The organism is Curtobacterium sp. 'Ferrero', assembly GCF_002412165.1.
In the GTDB taxonomy this organism is placed as follows: domain Bacteria; phylum Actinomycetota; class Actinomycetes; order Actinomycetales; family Microbacteriaceae; genus Curtobacterium.
This window is the reverse complement of sequence record NZ_NXIA01000011.1, coordinates 34,780-57,696: the sequence shown is the minus strand read 5'-3', so window position 1 is coordinate 57,696 and position 22,917 is coordinate 34,780. Positions and strand designations below refer to the sequence as shown.

26 protein-coding genes are annotated in these 22,917 nt (G+C 72.8%); 9 read left to right on the top strand and 17 right to left on the bottom strand.

The features are described from left to right. Window positions 1–25 precede the first annotated feature (25 nt). Window positions 26–706, bottom strand: a complete 681-nt coding sequence (locus Csp2054_RS10950) for a response regulator transcription factor (protein ID WP_096899351.1) — start codon at window positions 704–706, stop codon at window positions 26–28. A 141-nt stretch (window positions 707–847) separates the two neighbouring features. After that, window positions 848–1,585 carry a VIT family protein gene (locus Csp2054_RS10945; RefSeq protein WP_255252704.1) on the bottom strand — a complete coding sequence of 246 codons (738 nt, stop codon included), beginning with the start codon at window positions 1,583–1,585 and terminating at the stop codon, window positions 848–850. Between the two features lie 159 nt (window positions 1,586–1,744). Here Csp2054_RS10945 and Csp2054_RS10940 point away from each other — a divergent pair, with 159 nt between their 5' ends. The 4 genes from Csp2054_RS10940 (at window position 1,745) to mgrA (ending at window position 6,199) form a co-directional block, all read left to right on the top strand. After that, complete coding sequence (locus Csp2054_RS10940; RefSeq protein ID WP_096899350.1) at window positions 1,745–2,209, top strand: DUF2231 domain-containing protein; 465 nt, start codon at window positions 1,745–1,747, stop codon at window positions 2,207–2,209. A 15-nt stretch (window positions 2,210–2,224) separates the two neighbouring features. Then, window positions 2,225–4,516 (top strand): catalase/peroxidase HPI, encoded by a 2,292-nt coding sequence (gene katG, locus Csp2054_RS10935; protein ID WP_217990911.1) that lies wholly within the window; start codon window positions 2,225–2,227, stop codon window positions 4,514–4,516. An 82-nt stretch (window positions 4,517–4,598) separates the two neighbouring features. After that, window positions 4,599–5,018 carry a VOC family protein gene (locus Csp2054_RS10930; protein WP_096899348.1) on the top strand — a complete coding sequence of 140 codons (420 nt, stop codon included), beginning with the start codon at window positions 4,599–4,601 and terminating at the stop codon, window positions 5,016–5,018. A 137-nt stretch (window positions 5,019–5,155) separates the two neighbouring features. Beyond that, the gene (mgrA, locus tag Csp2054_RS10925; RefSeq protein ID WP_096899347.1) at window positions 5,156–6,199 is read left to right on the top strand and encodes an L-glyceraldehyde 3-phosphate reductase; all 1,044 of its coding nucleotides are present in this window, start codon (window positions 5,156–5,158) and stop codon (window positions 6,197–6,199) included. A gap of 27 nt (window positions 6,200–6,226) precedes the next feature. Here mgrA and Csp2054_RS10920 read toward each other — a convergent pair whose 3' ends face one another. Genes Csp2054_RS10920 through Csp2054_RS18115 form a run of 3 tightly spaced genes read right to left on the bottom strand, consistent with a single transcriptional unit; the run spans window position 6,227 to window position 7,179 of the window. Next, entirely contained in the window at window positions 6,227–6,586 is a 360-nt protein-coding gene (locus tag Csp2054_RS10920) for a hypothetical protein (RefSeq protein WP_096899346.1), read from the bottom strand. 9 nt (window positions 6,587–6,595) lie between these two features. After that, complete coding sequence (locus tag Csp2054_RS10915) at window positions 6,596–7,039, bottom strand: bleomycin resistance protein (RefSeq protein ID WP_096899345.1); 444 nt, start codon at window positions 7,037–7,039, stop codon at window positions 6,596–6,598. Further along, window positions 7,039–7,179, bottom strand: a complete 141-nt coding sequence (locus Csp2054_RS18115; protein WP_176491662.1) for a hypothetical protein — start codon at window positions 7,177–7,179, stop codon at window positions 7,039–7,041. Before Csp2054_RS18115 ends, Csp2054_RS10915 begins: the two co-directional genes overlap by 1 nt. A gap of 295 nt (window positions 7,180–7,474) precedes the next feature. Here Csp2054_RS18115 and Csp2054_RS10905 point away from each other — a divergent pair, with 295 nt between their 5' ends. The 4 genes from Csp2054_RS10905 to Csp2054_RS10895 all read left to right on the top strand — a co-directional run bounded on the left by Csp2054_RS10905 (window position 7,475) and on the right by Csp2054_RS10895 (window position 9,879). Beyond that, window positions 7,475–7,720 (top strand): hypothetical protein, encoded by a 246-nt coding sequence (locus Csp2054_RS10905; RefSeq protein WP_141399231.1) that lies wholly within the window; start codon window positions 7,475–7,477, stop codon window positions 7,718–7,720. A gap of 90 nt (window positions 7,721–7,810) precedes the next feature. Further along, window positions 7,811–8,758: an NRAMP family divalent metal transporter gene (locus tag Csp2054_RS10900; protein ID WP_217990910.1), complete on the top strand. Its 948-nt coding sequence runs from the start codon at window positions 7,811–7,813 to the stop codon at window positions 8,756–8,758. A 12-nt stretch (window positions 8,759–8,770) separates the two neighbouring features. Continuing rightward, on the top strand, window positions 8,771–9,094 hold the full coding sequence (locus Csp2054_RS18390) for a hypothetical protein (protein ID WP_217990909.1): 324 nt from the start codon (window positions 8,771–8,773) through the stop codon (window positions 9,092–9,094). A gap of 116 nt (window positions 9,095–9,210) precedes the next feature. Beyond that, window positions 9,211–9,879: a Type 1 glutamine amidotransferase-like domain-containing protein gene (locus Csp2054_RS10895; protein ID WP_096899342.1), complete on the top strand. Its 669-nt coding sequence runs from the start codon at window positions 9,211–9,213 to the stop codon at window positions 9,877–9,879. 31 nt (window positions 9,880–9,910) lie between these two features. Here Csp2054_RS10895 and Csp2054_RS10890 read toward each other — a convergent pair whose 3' ends face one another. The 3 genes from Csp2054_RS10890 to Csp2054_RS10880 form a co-directional block, all read right to left on the bottom strand. Continuing rightward, on the bottom strand, window positions 9,911–11,845 hold the full coding sequence (locus tag Csp2054_RS10890) for an ABC transporter ATP-binding protein (RefSeq protein ID WP_096899341.1): 1,935 nt from the start codon (window positions 11,843–11,845) through the stop codon (window positions 9,911–9,913). Between the two features lie 211 nt (window positions 11,846–12,056). After that, window positions 12,057–13,058: a serine hydrolase domain-containing protein gene (locus tag Csp2054_RS10885; RefSeq protein WP_096899340.1), complete on the bottom strand. Its 1,002-nt coding sequence runs from the start codon at window positions 13,056–13,058 to the stop codon at window positions 12,057–12,059. 29 nt (window positions 13,059–13,087) lie between these two features. Continuing rightward, window positions 13,088–13,789: a stage II sporulation protein M gene (locus tag Csp2054_RS10880; RefSeq protein WP_141399242.1), complete on the bottom strand. Its 702-nt coding sequence runs from the start codon at window positions 13,787–13,789 to the stop codon at window positions 13,088–13,090. Between the two features lie 139 nt (window positions 13,790–13,928). On the opposite strand from Csp2054_RS10880, the gene Csp2054_RS10875 reads away from it, so the two are divergent. Then, window positions 13,929–14,540 carry a TetR/AcrR family transcriptional regulator gene (locus Csp2054_RS10875; protein WP_096899339.1) on the top strand — a complete coding sequence of 204 codons (612 nt, stop codon included), beginning with the start codon at window positions 13,929–13,931 and terminating at the stop codon, window positions 14,538–14,540. A gap of 184 nt (window positions 14,541–14,724) precedes the next feature. On the opposite strand, the gene Csp2054_RS10870 is transcribed toward Csp2054_RS10875, so the two are convergent. The 9 genes from Csp2054_RS10870 to fliG all read right to left on the bottom strand — a co-directional run bounded on the left by Csp2054_RS10870 (window position 14,725) and on the right by fliG (window position 22,911). Then, the gene (locus Csp2054_RS10870) at window positions 14,725–15,252 is read right to left on the bottom strand and encodes a DUF6611 family protein (RefSeq protein ID WP_141399230.1); all 528 of its coding nucleotides are present in this window, start codon (window positions 15,250–15,252) and stop codon (window positions 14,725–14,727) included. A gap of 158 nt (window positions 15,253–15,410) precedes the next feature. Then, entirely contained in the window at window positions 15,411–16,586 is a 1,176-nt protein-coding gene (locus Csp2054_RS10865) for a flagellar hook protein FlgE (RefSeq protein WP_096899337.1), read from the bottom strand. Between the two features lie 47 nt (window positions 16,587–16,633). Next, entirely contained in the window at window positions 16,634–17,068 is a 435-nt protein-coding gene (locus Csp2054_RS10860) for a flagellar hook assembly protein FlgD (protein WP_096899336.1), read from the bottom strand. A 23-nt stretch (window positions 17,069–17,091) separates the two neighbouring features. Continuing rightward, a complete protein-coding gene (locus tag Csp2054_RS10855) occupies window positions 17,092–18,720 on the bottom strand; it encodes a flagellar hook-length control protein FliK (RefSeq protein ID WP_096899335.1) in 1,629 nt (542 codons plus the stop codon). After that, on the bottom strand, window positions 18,717–19,451 hold the full coding sequence (locus Csp2054_RS17770) for a C40 family peptidase (protein ID WP_141399229.1): 735 nt from the start codon (window positions 19,449–19,451) through the stop codon (window positions 18,717–18,719). The genes Csp2054_RS10855 and Csp2054_RS17770 overlap by 4 nt, the downstream gene beginning before the upstream one ends. After that, window positions 19,448–19,879 (bottom strand): flagellar FliJ family protein, encoded by a 432-nt coding sequence (locus tag Csp2054_RS10845; protein ID WP_096899334.1) that lies wholly within the window; start codon window positions 19,877–19,879, stop codon window positions 19,448–19,450. The genes Csp2054_RS17770 and Csp2054_RS10845 overlap by 4 nt, the downstream gene beginning before the upstream one ends. Then, window positions 19,879–21,216, bottom strand: coding sequence for a FliI/YscN family ATPase (locus Csp2054_RS10840; RefSeq protein ID WP_096899333.1), 1,338 nt, complete (start codon window positions 21,214–21,216; stop codon window positions 19,879–19,881). Before Csp2054_RS10840 ends, Csp2054_RS10845 begins: the two co-directional genes overlap by 1 nt. Then, a complete protein-coding gene (locus Csp2054_RS10835) occupies window positions 21,213–21,881 on the bottom strand; it encodes a hypothetical protein (RefSeq protein ID WP_096899332.1) in 669 nt (222 codons plus the stop codon). Before Csp2054_RS10835 ends, Csp2054_RS10840 begins: the two co-directional genes overlap by 4 nt. Next, window positions 21,874–22,911 (bottom strand): flagellar motor switch protein FliG, encoded by a 1,038-nt coding sequence (gene fliG, locus Csp2054_RS10830; RefSeq protein WP_096899421.1) that lies wholly within the window; start codon window positions 22,909–22,911, stop codon window positions 21,874–21,876. The genes Csp2054_RS10835 and fliG overlap by 8 nt, the downstream gene beginning before the upstream one ends. Between the last annotated feature and the right edge of the window lie 6 nt (window positions 22,912–22,917).

Genomic DNA, 22,917 nt, shown 5'->3' with positions numbered 1-22,917 from the left:
ACACCCGCCACGACGACCGAGGCCCTCACGGGGCCACGACGTCGAGCGCGTACCCGACGCCCCGCACGGTCCGGATCGCCACGTCGGCGTCGGCGGCCTGCAGCTTCTTCCGCACGTAGCTGACGTACTGGTCGACGATCGTCGGGTCGAAGTGCTCCGCGCTCCCCCAGACCTCGTCGAGGACCTCGCTGCGCGACCGGGTCTGCCCGGCGCCCTGCACGAGGAACCGCAGCAGCGAGAACTCCTTCACGCTCAGCGGCAGGTCGCGACCGCGCACCGTCGCCCGCACGGCCACGGTGTCGAGCCGGACCGCGCCGGCCTCGACCACGGTCGGGGTGCCGGCGGCGCGGCGGCGGAGGTGTGCGCGGATGCGCGCGTTGAGCTCCGCGATCGCGAACGGCTTGGTGAGGTAGTCGTCGGCCCCGGAGTCGAGGCCGAACACCCGGTCGTCCACCGCGTCGCGCGCGGTCACGAGCACGACCGGGAAGTCCTGGCCCATCTCCCGCAGCCGCCGACACACCTCGAAGCCGGTCATCTCGGGCAGCATCACGTCGATCGCGGCCGCGTCGAACGCGCCGGACCGTGCGGCGACGAGCGCGGCGACGCCGTCGGTGACGAGCGTGACCTCGTGCCCCTCGTCCCGCAGGCCGCGCTCGACGAGCGCACCCATCGCCGGGTCGTCCTCCACCACCAGGATCTCCGCCATGCACCGTCCCTTCCACGCACATCGTGCCGCATCCGACGACGGTCGCGCTGGGTGCGTGGTCCGGACGCGACCGCCTGGAGGCCCGGTGCCGGTCCGGCGGACCGGCACCGGGCCTCCAGGCGGTCACCGTCACCGACGGCGTCAGGCGACGCCGGTGGTCCCGAGGAGCGAGCCGATGATGAACGTGGCGGCGAGCGCGATCGCGCCACCCACGACGACGCGGACGGTGGCGCGCGGCACCGATCCCCCACCGATCTTCGCGCTCGTCGCGCCCGTCAGGGCGAGCGCGACGAGGACGACGACGAACGTGACCGGGATGCGGGCGCCGTCCGGCGGCAGGAGGATCGCCAGGAGCGGCAGGACCGCGCCGACCGAGAACGACGCGGCGGAGGCGAAGGCCGCGTGCCAGGGGCTGACGACCTCGTCCTCGTCGATCCCGAGCTCGGTCGACAGGTGCGCGGCGAGGGCGTCGCGGTCGGTGAGCTCCGAGGCGACCTGCTCGGCTGTGGACCGCTGGAGGCCCCGGGCCTCCCAGAGCCGGGTGAGCTCCTCGAGCTCTGCCTCGGGGTCGTCGGCGAGCTCCTTGCGCTCCTTGGCGATGAGGGCCTTCTGGCTGTCGCTCTGGCTGCTCACGGACACGTACTCGCCGAGTGCCATCGACACCGCACCGCCGACGAGCGCCGCGACGCCCGCCGTGGCGATCGCAGGGACGGACGTCGACGCCCCGGCGACGCCGACCACGATCGACGCGGTCGAGACGATGCCGTCGTTGGCACCGAGCACGGCGGCCCGCAACCAGTTGAGCTTCGAGGACAGCCCGCCGCTGTGCGGCTCGCCGTCGTGGTGGTCGATGTCGGGTTCGGTGTCGCGGTCGGTCACACGGGCCAGACAACCATGCGACCGACGGCCTGTTCGTGTGTGTTTTCGAACGATCGCGGTTGTGCGCCGATCGGCCTGGTTCCGTGCGCACCCCTCGGTCGACCTGTTGTGTGGGCGACGAGCCGGGAGTGCCCGGCAGCACACGATGAAAGGTCCTCGATGAACTGGCAGTTCGGCGGCGTTCCGCTCCACCCACTGTTCGTCCACCTCACCTCGGTCGCGGTCCCCGTGGCGGCGCTCACCGCGATCGCGGTCGCCGCCTGGCCTGCCGCCAGACGCTGGCTCGCGGTCGGCGCACCGATCATCGGGCTGGTCGCGCTGGTGTCGGTCCCGCTCGCGACGTCGTCGGGCGAGTGGCTGGAGCACCACGAGAAGGAGACGGCGCTGCTCGAGAAGCACACGGAGCTCGCCGACGGCATGCTGCCGTGGTCGATCGCCGTGTTCGCGCTCCTCGTGCTCTGGTGGGGTTGGCAGCGCTTCGCGGTCGACCGGGTGGACAACCGCGGGCTGGTCCGTGCGGTCGGCATCGTCGGACCGTTCCTCCTGATCGCGGCCGGCATCGGCTCGATGATCGAGGTCGTGGCGATCGGACACGCAGGGGCCGTGTCCGTCTGGAAGGGATAGAGAGAGATGGGATCGATGGAGCACGACGAGACGAACACCTGCAGCTACCACATGGGGGGTGCGCTCCCCGCGGGCGGCGACCACGTCGGCGGGGCCTTCGGGCAGTCGCCGACCCTCGAGCACTGGTACCCGCAGCGACTCCGCGTCGACGCGCTGCACCGCAACGCCGTGGACGCCGACCCGCTCGGCGCCGACTTCGACTACGCGGCGGCGTTCGCGACGATCGACCTCGAGGACCTGAAGCAGGACATCAAGACGCTGCTCACCACGAGCGTCGACTGGTGGCCCGCCGACTACGGCAACTACGGCCCGCAGATGATCCGCATGGCCTGGCACGCCGCCGGCACCTACCGGATCGCCGACGGCCGCGGTGGCGCGGGCACGGCGATGCAGCGGTTCGCACCGATCGGCAGCTGGTGGGACAACGGCAACACGGACAAGTCGCGTCGCCTGCTCCAGCCGATCAAGCACAAGTACGGCAACGCCCTGAGCTGGGCCGACCTCATGGTCCTGACCGGCAACTGCTCGCTCGAGCTGATGGGCCTGCCGACCTACGGGTTCGCCGGCGGCCGACTCGACGCGTGGGAGCCGGACGACGGCACGTGGTGGGGCCCGGAGGTGTGGAACCCGCACGACGTGCACAGCATGGACGAGATGGTGACCCGCGACGAGCGCTGGCACGGGCAGAACGGGGACGAGGACTACGACCTGCAGAGCCCGCTGGCGGCCTCGCACCAGGCCCTCATCTACGTCAACCCCGAGGGACCGTACGCGAACGGGGATCCCATGGGCTCCGCCCGCGACATCCGCATCACGTTCACCCGGATGGCGATGAACGACGAGGAGACCGTCGCTCTCATCGCCGGCGGCCACGCGTTCGGCAAGAGCCACGGCCAGGTCGCCGCGACCGAGATCGGTCCGTCGCCCGAGCTCGCGCCGATCGAGCAGATGGGCCTCGGTTGGCACAACCCGGTCGGGACCGGCAACGCCGAGTACACCTCGACGAACGGCATCGAGGGCAGCTGGACGCCGGACCCGACCCGCTGGGACAACAGCTACCTCGAGAACCTCTTCGCGCACGAGTGGGAGCAGACGAAGAGCCCTGCCGGTGCGCTGCAGTGGACGCCGAAGGACCCGGACGCGCCGAAGACCCCGGACGCGCACGTCGCCGGGCAGATGAACCCGCTCATGATGATGACCTCGGACATCGCGCTCAAGGTGGACCCGGAGTACCGGAAGGTGTGCGAGAAGTTCCTCGCCGACTTCGACACGTTCACGCTCGCGTTCTCGAAAGCCTGGTACAAGCTGACCCACCGCGACATGGGTCCGAAGTTCCGCTACCTCGGCCCGGAGGCGACGATCCAGGACGACCTGCTCTGGCAGGACCCGCTGCCCGACGCCGAGGGCGCCCCGATCGGCGACGCCGACGTCGAGGCGCTCAAGGCCGCGGTCCGCTCCGCCGGGATCAGCACGTCCGACCTCGTGTTCACGGCGTACTCGGCCGCGTCGACCTACCGCGACAGCGACAAGCGCGGCGGCGCGAACGGTGGTCGCATCGCCCTGTCCCCGCAGAAGGACTGGGCGGTCAACGGCCGGACGGTGCCGGTGGTCGAGGCGCTGCAGCGCATCCGGGAGCAGCACCCGTCGGTGTCGCTCGCCGACCTCGTCGTGCTCGCGGGCTGCGTCGGTGTCGAGGACGCCGCCCGTGCGGCCGGCGTCGAGGTCACCGTGCCGTTCACGCCCGGCCGGGTCGACACCACGCAGGAGCTCACCGACATCGAGATGTTCGAGTGGCTCCGTCCGATCGCGGACGGCTTCCGGAACTTCCGGTCGGAGCGCTTCGAGCAGTTCGCCCCGGGGGTCGCGCTCGAGCAGGTGTTCCTCGACCGGGCCAACCTGCTCACACTGACCGCGCCGGAGTGGACGGTGCTGACCGGTGGGCTGCGGGTCCTCGGCACGAACTGGGACGGGTCGGACGTCGGTGTGCTGACCGGTCGCGTCGGCACCCTGTCGACCGACTGGTTCGTGAACCTCACGGACACCGACCTGGTCTGGACGAAGACGGACGAGAGCGAGACGACCTTCGCCGGCACCGTGCAGGCGACCGGTGAGCAGCGCTGGACGGCCTCCCGCCACGACCTGGTGTTCGGGTCGAACGCGCAGCTCCGGTCGATCGTCGACGTCTACGCCGGCAGCGACGGTCAGGAGCGGTTCGTGCGCGACTTCGTCGCCGCGTGGGACAAGCTCATGATGCTCGACCGGTACGACGTCAAGGGTGCGAAGCGGTACGGCCCGATGGCCGCCTGACTCCCTTCCGGACGCGGCGCCCGCTCTGTCACCATGGTGGCGGAGCGGGCGCCGTCGTCCGCCCGGTTCGAAGGAGAACACCATGACCGTCCACCTCAACCCGTACCTGGGGTTCCGCGACTCCGCCCGCCAGGCGCTGGAGTTCTACCACTCGGTGTTCGGTGGCGACCTCCGGATCGGCACGTTCCGCGAGATGGGCGCCGACGTCGGCCCGGACGACGCCGACAAGGTGATGCACGGGCAGCTCGACATCGGGGGCGGGCTCGTCCTGATGGCCTCGGACGCCCCGGCGGACCACCCGGTCGACGCCGGCAGCAGCATCTCGGTGTCCCTGAGCGGCGACGACGTCGAGGCGCTGACCCGCTGGTGGCACGCCCTGTCCGAGGGCGCGACAATCATCGAGCCGTTCACGCAGGCCCCGTGGGGTGACACCTTCGGCATGCTGACCGACCGCTTCGGCACGACCTGGCTGGTCAACGCGACCACCACCCAGCTCGGCTGACGCGGTGCCCGCCGGACGGGAGGCCCGTGGCGGCGCCGCCACGGGCCTCCCGTCCGATGGTGGGCACGCCTGAGGCGTTCCGTCCGTACCGCGGTGGAACGCGACGCGGACCGCGACGCGTCCGTAGGCTCGGGAGCATGTCCTACACTGCGGCGGACGACCGCTACGACTCCATGCCCTACCGCCGGACCGGCCGCTCCGGCCTCGACCTGCCCCTGCTCTCGCTCGGGTACTGGCACAACTTCGGCGACGACAAGCCGTTCGAGACGCAGCGCGCGATCAGCCGCCGCGCGTTCGACCTCGGCATCACGCACCACGACCTCGCGAACAACTACGGCCCGCCCTACGGCTCCGCCGAGCTGAACTTCGGTCGGCTCATGCGGGAGGACTTCCGGCCGTACCGCGACGAGATGGTCATCTCGACCAAGGCCGGCTGGGACATGTGGCCCGGGCCGTACGGACAGGGCGGCGGCTCGCGCAAGTACGTGCTCGCCTCGCTCGACCAGTCCCTGCAGCGGATGGGGCTCGACTACGTCGACGTCTTCTACTCGCACCGGCTCGACGCGTCCACCCCGCTCGAGGAGACCATGGGCGCGCTGCACACCGCCGTGCAGCAGGGCAAGGCGCTGTACGTCGGCATCTCGTCGTACGACGCCGAGCGGTCCCGGCAGGCCGCGGCGATCCTTGCCGACCTCGGGACCCCGCTGCTCATCCACCAGCCGTCGTACTCGATGCTCAACCGCTGGATCGAGGACGAGGGCCTGCTCGACGCGGCCGGTGAGGTCGGCTTCGGCGTCATCGGCTTCACCGCGCTCGCACAGGGGCTGCTCACCGGGCGCTACCTGGACGGGGTGCCGGAGGACTCGCGCGCAGCGGCGGGCAAGTCGCTCGACACCGAGTGGCTGACCGACGAGGTCGTGGGGCACCTGCGGGCACTCGACGACATCGCGTCGGAGCGGGGCCAGAGCCTGGCGCAGCTCGCACTCGCGTGGGCGCTCCGCGACGAGCGGGTCACCTCGCTCGTGATCGGCGCGTCCCGGGTGGAGCAGCTCGAGCAGAACGTCGCCGCCCTCGGCAACCTGACGTTCACGGACGACGAGCTGCGGCGCATCGACGAGCACTCGGTCGGGGTCCTCGACGTGGACCTGTGGTCGGGCGCACGGTCGGGCCAGGTCAGCTGAGCAGACCGGTACCGGGCGAGGGCCGGGCTACTCGACGTCGACGAGTGCGACGAACCGGGACCCGATGCCCGGCACCTCGCCGCGGACGGCCCCGGCGGGCGGTGCCGGGGTCTCAGCGGGGTCGTGGTGCTCACAGACCAGGACGTCCCACTCCGGCCACCACTTCTTCGGGCGGGCGTCCTCGGCGAAGCCGCACACGGCGCACTCCAGGTGCACCCAGACCCGCCGCGCACCGGTGCGGTTCGCCCGCGACTGGACGAGCCACGCCGGCGGGTCCTGCTCGAGCGCGGTCAGGTCGGCTTCCGAGATGTGCGCCGGGATGCCGTGGCGGGTGGCCATCTCGAGCGGGATGTCGAGCCGGACGGCGGCTGCACGGCGGGAGAGCATCGCTCCAGCCTAGGCGGTGCGGCGCCGACGGCCGAGCGACGTCTGGAAGCGGAGCAGGTAGCCGTCCGGGTCCTGGACGAGGAACTGCGTGACGCCCGCCTCCTCGTCGCCGACCCGGTACCACCTCGTCTCCGGCTGCATGAAGAGCGGAATCCCGGCGCGGACGAGCCGATCCGCGACCGCCGTGCTGTCCGGGACGCTGATCTGCAGGTTGACCCCGCGTCCGAGCGGACGGTCGAGTGCACCCGTCACCCAGTTGCGTCCGACGCCGGCCTGTTCGAGCATCACGTGCGCGCTCCCGCCGACCAGGTACGCGAACCGCTCCTCCGGTCGGGCGTACCGGACCGCGAAGCCGCACAGGTCGCACCAGAACCGGAGGCTGCGGTCGAGGTCGGTGACGAGGAGCTCGGGTACCAGGTCCGGCTCGACGGGGCCGGTCTCGCGGTCGGCCATCAGTACTCGGGGTCCTGACGGTCCTGGTCCTGCCAGGGGAGCATCCGTCCGGCGACCAGGAAGAGGATCCCGCCGAACGCGTACACGAGGGCGACCGCCCACCAGGGGTTGCGCCGCTCGCGCGGCTGCTGAGGCTCCACGAGGACACCGTAGTCGCGCGACGCGCGGTCGCGCGACGCACGGACGCGCGACGCACGGACGCGCGACGCACGGACGCGCGACGCACGGACGCGCGACGCACGGACGCGCGACGCACGGACGCGCGTCGTCGCGTCCGGTCGGGCGTGCCGGACGGGAGGCACGTGCCGGGCCCGCACCGCGCCTCCTGTCCGGTGGTCCACGCCGCTCCTGTGCCCCGCACTGGGGCCGACCGCTCCCCCGGTCGGGGGCGGCGACGCACGGTGCGCCGGGGGCGCCCGTCCGGGAGGATGATGCGTGCGCATCGACACTCGCGGGCCGGACCCGTCGGCAGCGAGCGGTGCCCCGGGGAGGACGAACATGCCGTGGCGCAAGCACGCCGAGGAGATGCGGGACGTCTACGCGAACGAGATCGCCGCCGCGGTGCACCGCGGTGAGACACCGTCGGACGCGCAGCTCGAGGCGTGGGCGCGCTACGACGCCGTCGCCCGCGGGGAGGACCCGGGGCGCGCGTTCCCGGCGCGCCGACCGTCGTCCCGCTGAGGGGCCGAGGCGCAATCCTTCGAGCATTCCCATGGTGGCGGGGGTAAGGGTTGCCTTACCTTCGTCATCGTGCCACCGTCCAGCTCCACCGTGACCAGCTCTCCGTCGACCGGCCCGGCGGCGGACGGATCCGTCGTCCCCGCACGCCGGCGGCGCAGCCCGCTGGAGGTCTGGGGCCCCGGCCTCATCGTCATGCTCGCCGACACCGACGCGGGGTGCCTCATCACGGCGGCCGAGTCGGGTGCGCAGTGGGGCTACACGATGGTGCTCCCCCAGCTCGTGCTCATCCCGATCCTGTTCATGGTGCAGGAGATCACGGTGCGGCTCGGCGTCGTCACCCGCAAGGGCCACGGCCAGCTCATCCGCGACCACTTCGGCGGCCGTTGGGCCTGGGTGTCGGCCGGCACGCTCGTACTGTCCGCCGTGGGCGCGCTGTTGACCGAGTTCGCGGGCATCGCGGGCGTCGGCGAGCTGTTCGGGGTGTCGCGCTGGATCACCGTGCCGGTGGTCACGATCGCCCTGGTCGTCGTCGCCATGCTCGGCAGCTACCGGCGGGTCGAACGCATCGGCATCGTCGTCGGGCTGGGCCAGCTCGCGTTCCTGCCCGCCATGCTGCTGGCGCACCCGGACTGGGGCGACCTCGCCGCACACTTCGCCGCGCTCCCCCTCGGTGACCACGCCTACCTGTACCTGCTCGCCGCGAACGTCGGCGCCGTGATCATGCCGTGGATGATCTTCTACCAGCAGACCGCGGTGATCGACAAGGGACTCACGGTGCGGGACCTCGGGCGGGAACGCCGCGACACCGCCTTCGGCTCCGTCCTCACGCAGGGCGTGATGATCGTCGTCGTCATCACCCTGGCAGCCACCGTCTGGAAGGGCGGCGCGGGCGCGTCCGCCCACCTCGGCACGGTCGGCGACATCGCGACCGCGCTCATGCCGTTCCTCGGTGACGCCCCGGCCCGGGTGCTCGTCGGCCTGGCGATCCTCGGCGGTGCCCTCGTCGCCGCGATCGTGGTCTCGCTCGCCGGGTCGTGAGGCATCGCGGACGTGCTCGGGTGGAAGCACTCCCTGAACGGCGGGATCGACCGCGGCAACCGTCGCTTCTTCACGGTGTACGCCCTCACCCACGTCGTCGGCGCGGTCATCGTCCTGTCGAGCGTCGACCTCGTGCAGCTCGCGGTGGACGTCGAGGTGATGAACGCGCTGCTGCTGCCGATCGTCCTCGGCTTCCTGCTTGTGCTCGAGCGCCGGGCGCTGCCGCCGGAGCACCGCATGCGCGGCCCCTACCGCTGGGTCGTGACCGGGCTGGCCCTCGTCGTGATCGCGTTCAGCCTGTACTCCGTGCCGGGGGCGCTGGGGCTCCTCGGCTGACCGGACCGCACTGCTGAGCGTCCCGTCCGGCCGGCTGGCGCGGTCCGTGGCCTTGCGGACGCCCGCGATCGGCGCGATGCTGATCGGGGTCTCGACCGCACCGGAAGGAGTCCAGCGTGCGGATGCTCCTGACGTCCGGCGGGGTGACGAACCCCACCATCCACGCGTCACTCGTCGACATGCTCGGCAAGCCCGTCGAGGAGTGCCGTGCGCTCGTGGTCCCGACCGCCCAGTGGGGCCACCCGATGTGCGGCCCGTCCTCCGTCGTCCGCCTCATCGCCGGAGGTGGCGGATCGGCCCACCTGACCGGACTCGGCTGGGCGTCGCTGGGCGTGCTCGAGCTCACGGCGCTCCCGACGATCGGCGTCGACCGGTGGGCGCCGTGGGTGCGCGAGGCCGACGTCCTCCTGGTCGACGGCGGCGACGCGACCTACCTCGCCCACTGGATGCGGGCGAGCGGCCTGCTCGACGTGATGGCGTCGACGCCGGACACCGTCTGGGTCGGCGTGAGCGCCGGGAGCATGGTCATGACCCCGCGGATCGGACGCCCGTTCGTCGCGTGGGCGGACGCCCCCGACGACCGCACGCTCGGCGTCGTCGACTTCTCGATCTTCCCGCACCTGGACGCGTTCCCGGAGAACACCCTCGAAGCCGCCGAGCGCTGGGCCGCGGCGATCGACGGCCCCGCCTACGTGATCGACGAGCAGACCGCCCTGGCGGTGGTCGACGGCGACGTGACGGTTGTCTCCGAGGGCCGGTGGGAGCGCTTCGACCCGAGCGAGTGACCCGGCAGGAGCAGACCCCTGGGGTCGGCGGTCACCCCTGCGCCGCGGGCACCTCGTCGGCGGCATCCGCTGCCGCCGCATCGGCGGCTCCTGCTGCCGCCTCGGCCTGCTGGGCGAACTGGGTCCGGTGCAGTTCCTCGTACCGGCCACCCTGCGCGAGCAGCTGCTCGTGCGTCCCGCGCTCGATGATCGACCCGTCCTCGACGACGAGGATCAGATCGGCGCTCCGGATCGTCGACAGCCGGTGGGCGATCACCATGGCGGTTCGTCCCTCGAGCGCCTCGCTGAGCGCGGCCTGCACCGCGGCCTCCGAGGTGGAGTCGAGCGCTGCCGTCGCCTCGTCGAGGATCACGACGCGCGGCTGGGCGAGCAGCAGCCGTGCGATGGTCATCCGCTGCCGTTCACCGCCGGAGAGCCGGTAGCCGCGTTCGCCGACCATGGTGTCGAGCTGGTCCGGCAGTGACCGGATCAGCGGTTCGAGTCGTGCCCGGCGGACGGCGTCCCAGACCTCGTCGTCCGTGGCGCTCGGGCGTGCCAGTCGGAGGTTCGCCCGGATGGTCTCGTGGAACAGGTGGCCGTCCTGGGTGACCATGCCCATGGTGTGCCGGAGCGACTCGAAGGTGACGTCGCGGACGTCCCGCCCCGCCAACCGCACCGCGCCGCTGTCGACGTCGTACAGCCGCGACAGCAGTTGCGCGATCGTGGACTTCCCGGCACCCGAGGTCCCGACGAGGGCGACGGTCTGCCCCGGCTCGATCCGGAACGAGACGCCGTGGAGCACCTCGTCGCCGCCGCGGGTGTCGAGGGTCGAGACCTCCTCCAACGAGGCCAGCGACACCCGGTCGGCCGACGGGTACGCGAACCGGACGTCGTCGAACTCGACGGCCACGGGGCCCTCCGGCACCGTCACGGCGTCCGGCTTCTCGCGGATGAGCGGTTCGAGGTCGAGCACCTCGAACACCCGCTCGAAGCTCACCACCGCGCTCATGATCTCAACCCGGGCGTTCGCGAGGCTCGTCAGCGGCGCGTAGAGCCGGGTGAGGAGCAGCGCGAGCGTCACGACGTCGCCGGTGTTGAGCGCGCCGCCGAGTGCGAGCGATCCGCCGAGGCCGTAGACGAGCGCGAGGGCGAGCGCCGACACGAGGGTCAGGGCGGTGACGAACACGAACTGGAGCATGGCCGTCCGGACCCCGATGTCGCGGACCCGGGCGGCACGGACCCGGAACTCCTCGGACTCCTCGTCGGGACGGCCGAACAGCTTGACGAGGGTGGCGCCCGGCGCCGAGAACCGCTCGGTCATCTGCGTGCTCATCGCCGAGTTGTGGTCGGCCGCCTCGCGCCGGAGCGCCGCGAGCCGGGTGCCCATGCGGCGCGCGGGCACCAGGAAGACGGGCAGCATCACGACCGCCAGTACCGTGACGAGCCACGACGTGCTCAGCATGACGACGAGCGTCAGGACCAACGCCACGAGGTTCGTGACCACGCCGGACAGCGTGCCGCTGAAGGCCTGCTGCGCCCCGATCACGTCGTTGTTCAGACGGCTGACGAGCGCGCCCGTCCGGGTCCGCGTGAAGAACGCGATCGGCATCTTCTGCACGTGGTCGAACACCGCCGTGCGCAGGTCGAGGATGACGCCCTCGCCGATCCGGGCCGAGTACCAGCGGGTCAGCAAGGACGAACCGGCGTCGGCGACCGCCACGACCGCGATGACCACGGCCAGCCAGACGATCGTCGAGACCGCACCACGCGCCGCGATGACGTCGACGACCTGCCCGGCGAGCACGGGGGTCGCGACCGCGAGGAACGCACCGACGACCGAGAGCGCGATGAACACGACGAGCTTCCATCGGTACGGCACCGCGAAGGTCATGATCCGCCGGAGCGACGCACGCGAGATGCCCCGTCCGCCGTCCTTGGCGGTCGAGATCTTGTACAGCGAGCTCCAGGCGGCGCTCTCCATGCTCATGGCGGTTCCTCCCACGGCCGTCCAGGCGGTGCGGCACGCGATCCGCCCGCGACCGCGCCGCGCAGCGGCGACGGCGATCAGGCAGACAGGATACGGGGCGACACCGACACCGCCGGAGCGCCGTGGCGCGACCACGTGACGGATAGGAGGCGCGGTGCGGGCCCGCACCGCGCCTCCCGTCCGTCAGCCGGCTGCATGCGTCACACCCTCGTCAGCCCGCTTCGGCGAGCCGAGCGAGCACCGTCCGGACACCGTCCGCGTCGTTGCTCAGGAGCACCACGTCGGTCCCCGTGCCCGGCAGGTGGGCGAGGAGCGATTGGTAGCCGGGGTTGTCCCCCGGGACGAACCATGCCTCCTGCCCGAGCACCCGTCCGGTGAAGGTGCCGTACCCGTACGCGGTCGCGACGAGCGGCGCGTCCTGGTCCGACGGCGGCAGGGGCACCCGCGGCTCCCACATCCGTTCCGTCCCGCCGACCAACGCCCCGGCGCGCAGGGCCCGCGTGTAGCGGAGCAGGTCCCCCGTGGTCGTCCACAGGTCGCCCGTCCCCGGGATCCCCGCGAACCGCGGCGCCACCGCGATCGGCCGGCCGTCGACACGACCGACTGCGACCCGCACGTCAGCCGCACCGGGGTCTCCGATCGGACACGTCCCGGAGGTCGTCGCGTGCATGCCGGCCCGGGCGAACACGACCTCCGCCGCCACCGCACCGTACGGCTGCCCGGTGACGGCCTCGACGACGAGCGCGACCAGCAGGAACCCCGGGCCGCTGTACCGCCACGACCGCCCCGGACCGTCGACCACCGGCGCCGCGAGGACCATCGCGACCAGGGCGTCGCGTCCGGGCGGATCGGCGAGCACCGGCGGGAGCCCGGGCACGTCACCCCAGTGCCCGACGCCCGAGGTGTGCCCGAGGAGCTGGTGCAGGGTGGTCGACCGGATCGCCGCGGGGAGCTCCGGCAACCAGGTGTCGATCGGTTCGTCGAGGCGGAGCGCACCACGCTCCTCGAGGTGGAGCACCACGACCGTCATGACGCTCTTGCTGATGGAGCCGGCCTGGAACCGGGTGTCCGGACCGCACGGCGCGGAAGCCGGTCCGTCCGTCCGACCGCCGGAGCGCTCGACGACCCGGCCGGAGTCGTCCGCCACGAGCAGCGATCCGGACCAGTCGGTGCGGTCGAGGACGTCGGTGCGGTCGAGAACGTCGGTGTCCATGCCGTGAGCCTACGAGGCGCCCGGTCCGATCAGGCGAGCAGACGGGCGAGGGGGCCGACGAGGTACCGGAGCGAGTACGCCTCCCAGACCGCGCCGACGACCAGGAGCACCAGCGCCGGCACGGCGAGGACCGCGAGCTGCCGGAGGCCGGTGAGGTAGCCCTGCCGGTGGAGCGTCACCCCTGCGGAGCGCGGGCGCACCCAGGACCGCCCCAGCACGTACACGCCGAGGCAGCAGAGGGCGTAGGCCTGCAGTTCGATCACCACGGTCAGAACGTGCGGGATCAGCGCCACCCACCCGCCTGCGGAGGCCGGGACGAGGGTGACCCCGGTCTGCACGGCCCAGTACCCGAAGCAGGCCAGGCCGGCGAACGGGACGACCACCGACGGCACGATGATCGTGAGCAGGCTGAGCCGGAAGACGTTCACGGCGAGGATGAGCAGCGCGAACAGCGCCGGGGTCGCGAACACGGACCGGACGAGCTCCCCCGTTCCGTCGTCCTCGAGCGCGGTCGCTCGGTCCTGACTGAGCTCGGGGAACAGCAGTCCCACGACGAACCCGATCACCAGCAGTCCGTACGTCCCGGTGTTCACGAGCAGCCAGGCCCGGGCATTCGCCCGGGCGATCGCGATCGGGCGGTGCCAGAGGACGTTCGTCACCCACGGCCGCGATCTCCTGATCGTGCTCGTCGTCGGCGTCACCGCGCCGTTCTTCCCTCGTGCCTGGTCCATCGTCTTCCCGTCGGTCGTCGTCACATCGGTCGCGACTAGTACGCTGTACCAGTCGGTGAGCGAGGCTAGCACACTGTACTAGTACGATGTGACACGCGCGTCCCGTTCGACGGGGAGCGCGCCGAGGAGGAACCAGGACATGACCGGACCGACCGCTCCCGACACGAGGTCGAGGATCCTCATCGCAGCCGCCACGATGCTCGGCGAGGACCCCACGGCACGGTTGACGGTGCGCGCAGTGGCTGCCCGCGCCGGTGTCAGCACGGGTTCGCTCCGGCACTTCTTCCCGACGCAGCAGCAGCTGCTCGACACCGTCGTCGCGGGACTCGAGACGCTCGAGGTCCCCGACGACCCGATGGCCGACACCTCCCGACCGGCGGCGGACCGGCTGGTGGACTGCCTGCACCTGCTGCTCGCGTCGACCGGCCGCGGCGCCGAGGCACGGCGGCGCTGGACCGCCCTCCACGACGCCCACATCGCCGCCTCCGCGCCGGAGGACAGCGGCGACACGTTCCTCGCGATGGAGCGGCTCGGGGTCGGCCGGGTCCGGGCCTGGCTCGACGCGCTGCGACACGAGGGCGTCGTCCTGCACGGCGACCCCGATCAGGCAGCCCGCTTCCTGCTCACCGTCGTCGACGGGCTCGCCCTCGGACGCGCGCTGCCCGGGGCGGGCGCTCGGATCCCCTCCGAACCGGCCATGCTCCGGCTGGCCGTCGACGCGGTGCTCCGGCAGGACGCGCCGCGCGCGTGAGGTGCGGGGCAGCGGACGGGAGGCGCGGGGCGGGCCCGCACCGCGCCTCCCGTCCGGTCGTCGGGTGCGCACGCGGTCGCCGCATCCGTTCCGGCTGCGAGAGTGGAGGGTCAGTCGTACCCGAGCACCACCGGGTCGCCGTCGTCGGGCACGGCCACGGTGCCGTCCTCCCCCGGTCCGGCGGTCACCGCAGACCCCGTCGTGCCGTCTCGGGCAAGGACGCCCACACGTCCGCCCAGACGAGTTCGAAGTCCACCGGGCTCATCCGACCGGCCCGCACCAGCCGTTCGGACACCATGAGTGCGTCGAGCGATGACGCGAGCAGCCGGTGGTCGCCGTGCACCCGGGGACGGCCCCCGCCGTGGAACGTGGTCACGACGAGGGTCCGGACCGACGGGCGTGTTCGACGCGTGGCGCGCCGGAGGACGGCGTACCCGAGCCCGTACACGGCCAGGGCCGACCCGATCCCCAGCACGGTCCGGCCGTTCAGGGCGGCCATCACCCCGATGCCGGCGAGTGCTCCGAGGATGCCCCAGCCGTGCAGGAGTCGGAGGAGGAGGCGCTCGCGGACGCTGGTGCCGGGCGGGAACACCACGAGGGTCCTGGAGCTCCAGAGGGTCCGGCCCACGGGCTGGACGCGCTCGCGTCCCCAGAGGTGCAGGTGGTGGTCGCGGATGGTGTCGGGCGGGAGCGACGTCGTGATCTGGTGCACGTCCGCAGCCTCCACCCGCGGGTGGGCCGGTACCAGGTCGCTGATGGACTCCTCACGCCCAGGAGCGGGATCCTCACGGTCCGGCGGCGGCAAGGCATCCGGCACCGCGAGCGCGACCAGGGGGTGGGCGTCCCGTGTGGGACGCCACCCCCAGACCCCTAGCGCTTGAGGTTCGTCAGCTCCTGCAGCACCTCGTCCGACGTCGTGATGATGCGCGCGTTCGCCTGGAACCCGCGCTGCGCCACGATCAGGTTCGTGAACTCCTGCGACAGGTCGACGTTCGACATCTCGAGCGTGCCGGCCGCGAGCGACCCGACGCCGGCCGACCCGGGCACGCCGACGTTCGCCTGGCCGGAGTTCGCGGTGGCGCGGTAGCCCGAGGCGCCCGCCTTCTCGAGACCACCAGGGTTGGCGAAGGTCGCGAGGGCGATGCGGCCGAGGGCGAGCGAAGCGCCGTTCGAGAACGTGCCCGTGACGGTGCCGTCCTTTGCGATCGAGTAGCCCTGGAGCGAACCGGCCTCGTGCCCGTTCTGCGACGAGATGCTGGACGTGTTGAGGGTGGCGAAGCCGGAGAGCTGCGTCATGTCGACGGTGATGCCACCGACCTGCAGCGTCTGCCCGCTCGCGATCTTGCCGTCCGTCCCGAAGGTGATCGTCCCGGTCGCAGACGTGCCCTGCCCGTTCGACGCGGCGACCGACCAGCCACCGGCGGTGCGCGTGTACGCCAGGGAGAGGGTGTGCTTCGTGCCGTACTGGTCGTACACCGTGGCGTCCCGGTTGATGGTGTCGCCGACGGCGGTGTCGGAGGGCAGGTTGCCGGACACCGTGGCGGAGCTCGTCGCCGTCGCCGGTGCGGCGGCCTGCAGCGGGAGCGTGATGTCGGTCAGCTGGCCACCGTCGTTCACGACGCCGTCCGTTGCGGAGTAGCCCTGCACGATCTTGCCGTCCGCGGTGACCAGGCGCCCGTTCGCGTCGAAGTCGAACGCACCGGCGCGGGTGTACAGGGTGTCGTTGCCGAGCCGGGTGACGAAGAAGCCGTCGCCGGAGATCATCAGGTCGGTGGCCTTGCCCGTGGCTTGGGCGGAGCCCTGCGCGAAGTTCGTGGAGACCCCGGCGACCTGGACGCCCAGGCCGATCTGCGCCGGGTTCGTGCCACCGATGCCGGTCTGCGGACCGCCGGCGCCCTGGGTCATCTGCGACAGGGTGTCCTGGAAGACCGTGGACGACGACTTGAAGCCGACGGTGTTGACGTTGGCGATGTTGTTGCCGGTGACGTCGAGCATCTCCTGGTGGGAGCGGAGGCCGGAGATGCCGGAGTAGAGCGAGCGGAGCATGGTGCGTCCTTTCGTGGAGGTACCGAGGAAGAGGAAGGAGGGGTGGGTCAGGGAGCGGTGGTGATGCCGGAGATCACGTCGAGGTTGACCTCCTTCCCGTTCACGGTGACCGTGGGGACGCTCTGCGCGTACGACACCGCTGTCGCGGTCCCCGTGATCGGTTGTCCGGAGGCGGCGTCGGTGTAGCTGACCTGTTTGCCGACGAGGTTGGCGGCGGCGATCCGCATCTGCAGCGAGAAGTTCTCGTTCGCCGTCGTGGTCTGGTTGGTGACCTGCTCCATCATCGCGAGCTGCGTCTGCTGGGAGATCATCTGGTTGGTGTCCATCGGGGACGACGGGTCCTGGTTCTGCAACTGCGTGACGAGCAGCTTCATGAAGACCTCGGAGTCCATGGTCTGGGACCGCGAGGACGTCTGGTTCGCGGCGAGGGCCGCGGCCTGCGTGGCCTGGTCGACCGATCCGGTGATGCCGTCGATGGGCATGGCTGGTCCTTTCGTGGGCTCGCTCAGGCGAGGACGTCGAGGCCCGCGGTGCGGACGCTGGTCGGGACGGAGGCGCGGGGCGTGGCGGGGGCGGGACGGGCCTCCCGGCCGTCGGGCGCGGGACGGACGTCTGCCGGACGACCGTCGCGCTGCGGTGCCGAGTCCGGGTGGTTCTGCGACGACAGGTCGAGCGTCGTCGCGAGGCCGGTGCCCGCCACGTCGCGGCGGAGGTCCGGCAGCACCTGGCGGACGGCGTCGCGACCGGCGTCGGAGGCGGCGAACAGCTCGACGTGCATCCCGTGCGCACCGACGTGCGCGCGCACCGTGACGGGCCCGAGCGTGTCCGGCGTCACCTGGACGGTGACGACGTGCTCGCCGGGGCCGGCCTGCGCGAGCGCGAACACCGGTCGGGCGAGCTGGGTGCCGAGGGGCGTCGGCACCTGGTTCGCGGTCGCGGCGCCGGACGGCGCAGCCGTCGCGGTCGTCGCGGTGGTGCCGACGACGAACGGGGTGGCGGCGGACCGCGCCTGGTCGACGGACGGGAGGCCCGGATCGCCCTCGTCGGCCGGCCGGCGGTCGTCGGCGTGGCCGGCTCCCCCGCCCGCGGTGCCCGCCAACGTGCCGATCGCGGCCGTCCCCGCGCTGCCGCCGCCGGCCACCGCGGTCGAGGAGGTCGTCGGAGCGTCCGTCGTCGGCGCGCCGGCCGCCGCGGTGCCGGGGGTCGCGGTGTGGGGCGGGTTCGTGCCGGCGGTCGTGATGGCGACCGTCGCTGTGCCGGCCGCCACCGTGCCGGGAGCCGGGACGGCGACGATCGGGGCAGAGCCTGTCGGGAGGACGCCCGTCGGCTGCGCGGGCGTCGGTGCCGCTGCGGTCGCGCCGCCGACGGTCCCGCCTGCGGTGGCTGCGGGCGCAGTGGTCCTGCCGGTGGTGTCGGCGGTGGTCGCGCCGACGGGTGGTGCGGTTGCGGCCGTGACCGCCGGGCTCGTCGTCGGCGCGGTCGGCGGGGTCGTCGCGGAGGACGTCGTCCCGGCCGGGTTCCCTCCCGTCGGCAAGCCGGTCGAGCGGTCGGCGGCGGGTGCGGGCGCGGTCATCGCGCCGAGGTTGCCAGCGTGCGCGGTCGTCATGCCCGGCGTCGTCGTGCCCGGGGCGGTCGTGCCCGCGGCCGGGGCACCCGCCGTCCCCGGCGTCGTCCCCGGCGGGATGCCGGTCGTCGGTGTCGCCGTCACGGCGGTCGTCCCCGCAACGGTGTTCGTCGCTGCCGGAGCGGCCGCAGCAGCCGCCGACGACGCGGCACTCGACGGCGCCGGACTCGTGGACCCGGCACCGGCCGTGGTCGACGCCGCCGCGTCCACGGCAGCCGCGTCCGCGGCCGCAGGGGTGGCGGCGACGAGGCCCGCGGTTCCGGGCGCGGCGGAGTTCCCACCGGTGGTCGCTTGCACCGCCGCCGATGCCGATGCCGCGTCGTCCTCGCGGCGGTCCGTGCGCGGGCGGCGCGGGGTGGTCGACTCGGTGTTCCGCGGGCGGTCGTCCGGCGCAGCAGCGGCGGCGAGCACGTCGTCGAACGCGGTGCTCCCCCGCTCCCGGGCACGGGTGCTCGATGCGGCCGGGGTCGGTCCCGGAGACACGGCTGCGGGCGTGGTGACGAGGCTCACGCGGCGCTCCCGGAGTTCAGCAGTGACAGCAGCGCCGCGGTCTGCAGGTCGGTCCCGCCGGACGCCGACGGCGCCTGGACGGCAGCGGTCGCACGGGTCGCGGCGGCCTCCTGCGCGGACGGCACGATGCGGCGGATGGTGGCGATGTCCGCGTCCGAGTACCAGTTGTCCACGATGCGGACGTCCTTGCCGGGGTGGGGCGCGTGCAGCACCTTGCCGTCGCCGACGTAGATCACGACGTGCCCCTCGCCCTTCGGGATGATGAGGTCCCCCGGCCGCGCGTCCTTCAGCGAGCCGACCTCGACACCCATCGCCGCCTGGTCCGGCACCACGCGCGGCATCGTGACCCCGAGGTCCTTGAACACCGTCTGCACGAGTCCGGAGCAGTCCATGCCGGACCTCGTCGTGCCGCCGAACACGTACGGCACACCGAGGTACTTCTTCGCGTCCGCCACGACGTCGTCCCCGGTGGCACCGCTGCCGGTCGCGAGCGTGCCCTTCCCGGCGTCGACCGAGGTGGCCGGAGCGGCACCGGTCGCGGCGGTGGTCCCGGCTGCCGCCGACGTGCCGGTCGTGGTGCCCGTCGCGGTCGCGAGGGCATCGGCGAAGGCGGTCGAGGTGTCGGCGGAGGCGGCACTCGCCGTCGTGTCGGTCGTCGGCGCTCCGGTGCGGAGGGCGTCGATCTGGCTCCGGATGTCGGAGATCCGGGAGAGCACGGCGTCCACGCTCATCGGGCACCACCTTCCGCGCGGTTCCTGGCCGCGATCTCGTCGAGGGCGTTCTGTTCGGTCCGGAGCTCCTCCGCGACGACGGCCGCGGTGTGGTGTTCCTCGAGCTTCTCGAGCCCGAGCGCGGCACGGCGCGCGGCCCGGTAGGCCTCCTGTGCGGCGTCCGCCTCGGTCCGGCGGCTCCGCACGACGGCGTCGAGTTCCTCGAGCATCCCGCGGGTCGCGGCGCGGGCGGCCGCGACGGCGCTGAGGGTGGCGGCGTCCTCGATCGGTTGCGCGTCGGCACGGTCGGCCAGCGAGCGTCGGGCCGCGACCCGGGCGTCGGCGGCGTCGCGGAGCCGGTCGTTCGCGGCGGCGAGCATGGCGGCGGCCCGACCCTGCTCGGTGTGCCGGAGCCGCAGGAGTCCGGCGAGGGGGAACCGTCGGGGCATCAGCGGGCACCTCCGACGCCGAGGGTGCGCACGAGCCGGTCGAGTGCAGCCCACGACTCGGGGGCGGTGGCGCGCTCGGCCATGCCCTGCCGGAGGAACGCGTCGATGGCGTCCTGGTGGTCGACTGCGGCGTCGACGAGCGGGTTGGTGCCCCGTTGGTACGCGCCGACGTCGAGCAGGTCCTGTGCCGCACGTCGCGCCGCCATCACCGTCCGGAGCGTGGTCGCGGCGTCCCGCTGCTCGCGCGAGGTCACCTTCGACGCCACGCGCGACACCGACCCGAGGGCGTCCACCGACGGGAAGTGCCCCGTGACGGCGAGCTTCCGGTCGAGCACGACGTGTCCGTCGAGGATGCTCCGTGCTGCGTCGGCGATCGGCTCGTTGTGGTCGTCGCCGTCCACGAGCACCGTGTACAGCCCGGTGACGCTGCCGACCCGGTCGGTCCCGGCCCGTTCCAGCAGGCCGGCGAGCACGGAGAACGTCGACGGCGGGTAGCCCCGGGTGGCCGGCGGCTCGCCGACCGAGAGGCCGATCTCCCGCTGCGCCATCGCGACGCGGGTCAGCGAGTCCATCATGAGCACGACGTCCTCGCCGGCGTCACGGAACGACTCCGCGATGCGGGTCGCGACGAACGCCGCACGCAGCCGCATCAGCGCCGGCTCGTCGGAGGTCGACACGACGACGATCGACCGGGCGAGCCCCTCCGGCCCGAGGTCGTCCTCGAGGAACTCCCGCACCTCGCGGCCGCGCTCGCCGACGAGCGCGATCACGGTGACGGCCGCGTCGCTCCCCCGCGCGATCATCGACAGCAGCGAGGACTTGCCCACGCCGGACCCGGCGAACAGGCCCAGGCGCTGCCCCCGGCCGACGGTGGTCATGGTGTCGAGCACCCGGACACCGAGCTGCACCGGCGTGTCGATGCGCGCCCGACCCATGGCGTCCGGTGTGGCGTGGTCGAGGGGCACGAGCGCGTCGTGCACGAGCGGACCCCGACCGTCGATCGGCCGCCCGAGTCCGTCGAGCACCCGGCCGAACAGGCCACGGCCGGTCGGCACGAGCACGGGCTGACCGGTGGGCCGCACGGGGGTCCCCGCCGTCACGCCGACCAGTCGCCCCAGGGGCATGCACCGCACCCCGGTCGAGTCGGTCGCGACGACCTCGACGGCCGTCTGCGGTCCGCCCTCGGCACCGACGAGGACGACCTCGCCCACGTGCGCGTCGAGTCCGGCGACGGTCAGCCCGAGGCCGACGGCGCTCGTCACGACACCCTGTCGCTCGGGACGGGCGCGGGCGATCGCGGTGTCGAGGCCGCGAGGGCGCAGCAGGGTCGCGCTCACGGTGCCACCCCCAGCGCTGCTCGGGCACGGTCGAGGGCCGCACCGATCCGGGCGTCGAGCAGGCCGTCCGGCAGGTCGACGACGGCGTCGCCGTCGGACAGCGCGGGGTCGGCGACGATCGGCACCGCGGTCGCCAGCCCGGCGACGCGTGCCGCGTCGTCGACGCTGACCCGCACCGCGAGCGCGACCGACGCGTCGACGGAGGCGAGCGCCCGCAGGACGGTCGCCTCCGCGCCGGGCCCGGGCCGTTCCTCCAGAGCGTCACCGTCCACCGGACGGGAGGCACGGATCACGTGGCCGACGACGGCCTCCGCCAGGTCCACGGCGGCCGCGGCGAGGGACGCCTCCGCGTCCCGGAGGACCGGGACGAGCTGCGAGAGCAACGCGTTGGTCGCGGCGTCGAGCACCGCGACACGGCGGACGGTGTCCGCCGTGAGGGACGCGAGGCGCTGGTCGTGCTCCGCGCGGAGGCGCGCGTGGAGCGCGTCGGTCTCGGCCTGCGCGGCACGGAGGCCGGCCGCGTACCCGGTCGCGTGCCCGCGGACCTCGGCGGCGGCCGCTGCGGTCGCGGTCGCACCGCTCGCGGTCGTGTCGTGCGTGTTCCTGGTGAGGGCGGGGAAGGTCAGGCGCTGGACGGTCTGGTGCTGGGCGGTCTGGTCAGTCAACGAGCTCGTCCTCCTCGGTGCGGTGCACGGTGATGACGCCCTGCGACTCCAGCTCGCGGACGGACCGGACGACCTCGGCACGGGCCTCCTCGACCTGCGAGACGCGGATCGGGCCCATGGCCTGCAGCTCGTCGTCGAGCAGTTCGCGGTTGCGCTCGGAGACGTTCGCCCGGATGGTCTCGACGACCGGCCCAGCGGCGCCCTTCATGGCGGTCGCGAGGATCTTCGAGTCGATGCCGCGGAGCACCTGCTGGATGTCGCGGGCCTCCAGCTTGACGATGTCCTCGAAGGTCAGCATGCGGGAGCGGATGTCCTCCGCGAGCTCCGGGTCGCGGGCCTCCAGCCCCTCGAGCACCGCCTTCTCGGTCGCGACGTCCGAGCGGTTGATGATGTCCACGAGCGGAGCGATCCCGCCGACGACCTCGACGCTCTCGCGCGGGGACACCACGGCGCCGGCACGCTGCCGGAGCACTCCGGCCACGATGCCGACCGCCTCGGGCGTGGCCGAGCCCATCGTCGCGAACGCCTGGGCCACGTCGGTCCGAGCTCGCTCGTCGACCCCGGCGAGCACGGCGCTCGCCTGCCCGGGCTTCAGGTGTGCCAGGACGAGGGCGATGGTCTGCGGGAGCTCCCCCTCGAGCAGGGTGACGACCTGGCCGGGCTCGGCGTCGTCGAGGAAGTCGAACGACTGCCCGGCGAGGTTCGAGGCCAGCCGGTCCATGACGCCCGCGGCGCGCTCGGCACCGAAGGAGGCTTCGAGGAGCCCCATCGCGGTGTCCTTGCCGCCGCGCTTCTGCAGGCGACCGCTCTGGGTCATGCGGTGGAACTCGGTCATGGTGCGGTCGACGACGACGTCCTCGACGCGGCGCATCCGGACGATCTCGGCGGAGATCTCCTCGGCCTCGAGCTCGGTGAACTGCTTCATCACCTCGGCCGCGCGGTCGGTCTCCATCTGCATGAGGATGAGCGCGACCTTCTGCGCACCGGTCAGCGGGCGGTCGGCGGCGGGACCGGACGTGGCGCCCGGCATCAGCGC

What these genes read in the sequence shown, in the direction of transcription:
- Csp2054_RS10950 (WP_096899351.1), bottom strand. Translation starts at nt 706, where the DNA reads ATGGCGGAGATCCTGGTGGTGGAGGACGACCCGGCGATGGGTGCGCTC.
- Csp2054_RS10940 (WP_096899350.1), top strand. Translation starts at nt 1,745, where the DNA reads ATGAACTGGCAGTTCGGCGGCGTTCCGCTCCACCCACTGTTCGTCCAC.
- katG (WP_217990911.1), top strand. Translation starts at nt 2,225, where the DNA reads ATGGAGCACGACGAGACGAACACCTGCAGCTACCACATGGGGGGTGCG.
- Csp2054_RS10930 (WP_096899348.1), top strand. Translation starts at nt 4,599, where the DNA reads ATGACCGTCCACCTCAACCCGTACCTGGGGTTCCGCGACTCCGCCCGC.
- mgrA (WP_096899347.1), top strand. Translation starts at nt 5,156, where the DNA reads ATGTCCTACACTGCGGCGGACGACCGCTACGACTCCATGCCCTACCGC.
- Csp2054_RS10920 (WP_096899346.1), bottom strand. Translation starts at nt 6,586, where the DNA reads ATGCTCTCCCGCCGTGCAGCCGCCGTCCGGCTCGACATCCCGCTCGAG.
- Csp2054_RS10915 (WP_096899345.1), bottom strand. Translation starts at nt 7,039, where the DNA reads ATGGCCGACCGCGAGACCGGCCCCGTCGAGCCGGACCTGGTACCCGAG.
- Csp2054_RS10890 (WP_096899341.1), bottom strand. Translation starts at nt 11,845, where the DNA reads ATGAGCATGGAGAGCGCCGCCTGGAGCTCGCTGTACAAGATCTCGACC.
- Csp2054_RS10885 (WP_096899340.1), bottom strand. Translation starts at nt 13,058, where the DNA reads ATGGACACCGACGTTCTCGACCGCACCGACGTCCTCGACCGCACCGAC.
- Csp2054_RS10880 (WP_141399242.1), bottom strand. Translation starts at nt 13,789, where the DNA reads ATGGACCAGGCACGAGGGAAGAACGGCGCGGTGACGCCGACGACGAGC.
- Csp2054_RS10875 (WP_096899339.1), top strand. Translation starts at nt 13,929, where the DNA reads ATGACCGGACCGACCGCTCCCGACACGAGGTCGAGGATCCTCATCGCA.
- Csp2054_RS10865 (WP_096899337.1), bottom strand. Translation starts at nt 16,586, where the DNA reads ATGCTCCGCTCGCTCTACTCCGGCATCTCCGGCCTCCGCTCCCACCAG.
- Csp2054_RS10860 (WP_096899336.1), bottom strand. Translation starts at nt 17,068, where the DNA reads ATGCCCATCGACGGCATCACCGGATCGGTCGACCAGGCCACGCAGGCC.
- Csp2054_RS17770 (WP_141399229.1), bottom strand. Translation starts at nt 19,451, where the DNA reads ATGAGCGTGGACGCCGTGCTCTCCCGGATCTCCGACATCCGGAGCCAG.
- Csp2054_RS10845 (WP_096899334.1), bottom strand. Translation starts at nt 19,879, where the DNA reads ATGCCCCGACGGTTCCCCCTCGCCGGACTCCTGCGGCTCCGGCACACC.
- fliG (WP_096899421.1), bottom strand. Translation starts at nt 22,911, where the DNA reads ATGCCGGGCGCCACGTCCGGTCCCGCCGCCGACCGCCCGCTGACCGGT.